Annotated in this window: 2 protein-coding genes and 1 pseudogene; all 3 read right to left on the bottom strand. The window is 72.4% G+C overall.

The genetic code is table 11. The features are described 5' to 3' along the window. Positions 1-61 precede the first annotated feature (61 nt). Positions 62-889, bottom strand: a pseudogene (locus tag AB0B89_RS35435) (FAD-dependent oxidoreductase); the annotation flags it as partial. A 115-nt stretch (positions 890-1004) separates the two neighbouring features. Then, entirely contained in the window at positions 1005-2618 is a 1614-nt protein-coding gene (locus AB0B89_RS35440; protein WP_358561862.1) for an AMP-binding protein, read from the bottom strand. Between the two features lie 90 nt (positions 2619-2708). Beyond that, positions 2709-3503 (bottom strand): hypothetical protein, encoded by a 795-nt coding sequence (locus tag AB0B89_RS35445; protein ID WP_358561865.1) that lies wholly within the window; start codon positions 3501-3503, stop codon positions 2709-2711. Between the last annotated feature and the right edge of the window lie 70 nt (positions 3504-3573).

Here is a 3573-nt window from a genome sequence, read left to right on the forward strand (position 1 = left end):
TGGTCTCCTGGCTGATCTACCTGAGCACCGAGGCGCCCCTTGGACCCTACGGCCAGGCGGCGATGCGGGAGGACCCGAGGATCTCGACCGGCCGCAGCCAGAAGCGCACGTCGAGCCGGCGCGGGCGTCCCGTGGCCGTATGGGCGCACCAGGACCGCAGGACCTCGACGTTGCCGCGGACCTGCCGCGACAGCTCGCTCACGTCGTTGGCGCCGCCCTCCTCGGGCCGGACCAGGACGTCGCAGTTCGGTAGCTCGCCCAGCTCCCTGAGCTCCTTGAGGGTGAACTTGGCGTGCTCGGGGCCGCGCCTGCCGATCATGTGGACGCGCGTCACCTGGCTCTTCGCCAGGCGGTCGAGCACCTCCTGCGGGACGTCGGTGGAGCGCAGCTCGTCGGCGGTCTTGGCCAGGATCCTGACCACGTCGACGGCGACGTTGCCGACGCCGATCACGGCCACCTCGGTGCTGTCGAGGGAGAAGGCGTCGGGCGGCATGTCAGGGTGGCCGCAGTACCAGTTGACGAAGTCGGTCGCCGCCACGCTGCCGGGAAGGTCCTCGCCGGGGATGCCGAGATGCCGGTCGACCATCGCGCCCGTGCAGTAGACGACCGCGTCGTAACTGGCGGCCAGGTCGGCGGCGGAGACGTCGGATCCCAGCTCGACGCCGCCGAGGAAGCGCACCGAGGGCAGCTCCAGCACCCGCCTCAGGTAGCCGGCGATCGACTTGATGGAGGTGTGATCAGGCGCGACGCCGTATCTGACCAGGCCGTACGGAGTGGGCAGGCGGTCGAGCACGTCGATCTCGACGGGCTCTCCGGCCTGCTTGGTCAGGGCCTCGGCCGTGTAGATCCCGGCGGGACCCGATCCCACGATCGCCACGCGAAGCGACATGTGGCCTCCTTAGCGGGGCTCGACGGCCCCACATCCTCATGGAGCCGATTGTCGCGGAACGCGGTCCTCCGGGCCAGACTCGCGCGCCGGAGGCCATCGAGATAATCCGGTTCCGCTACCCCCGGCCCTCCTCGGGCGCCCGGGCGCGGAGCCGCCGCTTGTCGACCTTGCCGTTCGCGTTGACGGGAAGATCGTCCACGACGATCACCTGGCGGGGCACCTTGTAGTTCGACATGTTCCCTCGTGCCCAGCCTATGATCTCGGCGGGGTCGATCGCGCTGCCCGGACGCGGGACCACGTACGCGAGGCCCGCCTCGCCCGTGCGCCCGTCCGGCACGCCGACGACGGCGGCCTGGGCCAGGTCGCCGCGGTGCAGCAGCAGGCTCTCGACCTCGGCCGGCGAGACGTTGAAGCCGTTGACGATGAACAGCTCCTTCTTGCGGTCGACCACCGAGACGTTCCCGCCCGCGTCCATCGTGCCTATGTCGCCCGTGCGCAGCCAGCCGTCCTCGATCGCCTCGGCCGTCTTGGCCGGTTCGCCCCAGTAGCCGCGCATCACGCCGTAACCGCGCTGGAGGATCTCCCCGCGCTCGCCCGCCGCCACCTGCTTGCCGTCGTCGTCCACGATCTTGACCTCGATGCCCGGCACCGGCCGGCCGGTGGAGGAGGCGATCACCTCGACCGGGTCGCCCGTCCGGGTCATCGACACGACCGTGCCCTCCATCAGCCCGTAGGCGTTGATCACGCGTTCGAGGCCCGCCTCCCGGAGCAGCCGGCGGATCAGCTCGGCCGGCACGGCGGCGGCGCCGCAGATCGCCACGCGGACGGAGTGCCCGGTGATGTCCACCTCGTCCAGGAGGCGGTGGAACAGCGTGGGCGCCCCGGCCAGGACGGTGATCCGCCCGTCCTGGACGAGGTCCCGGAGCACGGCCGGGGTGAACACCTTGACCGGAATGAGGGTGGCGCCCCGCATCACCCCGGCGAGCAGGCCCGCGTTCAGGCCGAAGCCGTGCGCGAACGGCGCGATCACCGGGTAGCGGTCGCCCTCGCGGAGCGTGACGATCTCGGCCCAGTCCCAGTAGCCGCGCACGATCTGGCCGTGGTCGAGCATCACCCCCTTCGGCGTGCCCGTGGTGCCCGAGGTGGACATGATCTCGCACAGGTCGTCCGGCCGTACGGCGAGCGCCCGCTCCTCGGCGGTGTCGTCGGAGATCCATGCTCCTGCGGCGAGCACGCGGGAGGGCCGCAGCATGCCGGGACGGCCCGCCCCCTCGGGGGTGATCGCGTGGAGCAGCTCGGGCAGCCCGGCGAAGGGCCGCCCGGCGCCGGGCTCCGCGTCCTCGCCGGGCTCCCCGCGCCCTGCCTGCTTGGGCGGCCCGGCCGCCGAGGCCAGCAGGTCGGCGAACGCGGGAGCGCCGTCGAGGTTGTCGCCCATGATGAGCACGCCGGCGCCCGTCCTGCGGAGCACCTCGGCCGCCTCGATGCCCTTGTAGCGCGAGGAAAGCGGCACGATGACCGCCCCGGCGTCCCAGATGCCGTACGCGCCGACCGCCCAGTGCGCGTCGTTGTGCCCCCAGATGGCGACCCGGTCGCCGAGTTCGACGCCGAGCGCGATGAGTCCCTTGGCGACGACCGCGGCGCGTGCGCGCAGCTCGGCGAGCGACAGCCGTACGTCACCGTCGACGATCACCGTGAGGTCCGGGTGGCGGGCCGCCCTATCGCGCAGCATGCGCGGGATCGTCCCCCAGCCTGGCACGGTGTTCTCGCCGTCTGGAACCATGGTCGCGCCTCCCGGTTCGTGAGCCTGACTGACCGCCCGTCAGTGGGCTATGGCGGTGCGGTCCCTGCCGAGATGGTGGCCACGGGCGTCGGCGACCGTGCCCGGACGGGCCGTCCCGGCCACGTCGCCGGAGACTTCCACGCCCAGTTTGATCGGAGTGAGCGCCGAAAGCGACTGCTCGACGCGGGACCGCCACATCGGGTTCCCCACCAGGCTCGCGCGGCCGAAAATCACCTTCAGCGTCGCCGCGTCGAGGGTGCCCCGGCGGGAGATCGCGAGCTCCCAGGACCTCACGCCGTCGATCCTGGACAGGGCCTTCTCGATGCGGGGAAGCGACAGCCACACGCCCCTGACCAGCACGTGGTCGCCGACCGTGTGGGACGGCGCGGGGATCTCGGCCGCGTCGCCGACCCGGGCGACCTGCCCGGTGCGCACGACCGCGCCTCCGAGCGCGGGATGGCCGGTCGGCGTGAGGACCAGCTCGGCCAGGCCGCCCGACCCCTCGAAGGGCGAGTCCTTGTCCAGCGAGGCGAGGCCGAGCAGCCCGCCGGCCAGGGGGGTGAGCGGAGCGGTGTCCGAGTCGCGCCAGGCCAGCGCGCCGCCGCTGTAGGGGTTGGCGTAGACCTCGGTCACGGACACCTCGAACTCGCCGGCCAGGTGGCCGAGGGTGCCCCGGGAGGCGATCTCGCCGGTGAGCACCAGGTGCCGCAGCCCGAGGTCGAGAGGGTCGAGCAGGAACTCCAGGTGCAGCCGGGCGAGGAAGTCCATCGCCCCGGTGGGGGTGGTCACCAGCGTGGTGGCCCCGAGCGACCTCAGCGCGTGGTGCAACCGCATCCGGCCGCGCGGCCCGGCCGAGGACTGGCCGAGCGGCGTAAGACAATGGGCTTGTCACAGACGGAGGTGG

The sequence above is a fragment of the Sphaerisporangium sp. NPDC049002 genome, assembly GCF_040649355.1.
Classification (GTDB): Bacteria; Actinomycetota; Actinomycetes; order Streptosporangiales; family Streptosporangiaceae; genus Sphaerisporangium.

Bases quoted from the DNA above. Each gene is read 5' to 3' on its own strand.
- AB0B89_RS35440 (WP_358561862.1), bottom strand. From the start codon at position 2,618: ATGCTGCGCGATAGGGCGGCCCGCCACCCGGACCTCACGGTGATCGTC.
- AB0B89_RS35445 (WP_358561865.1), bottom strand. From the start codon at position 3,503: ATGCGGTTGCACCACGCGCTGAGGTCGCTCGGGGCCACCACGCTGGTG.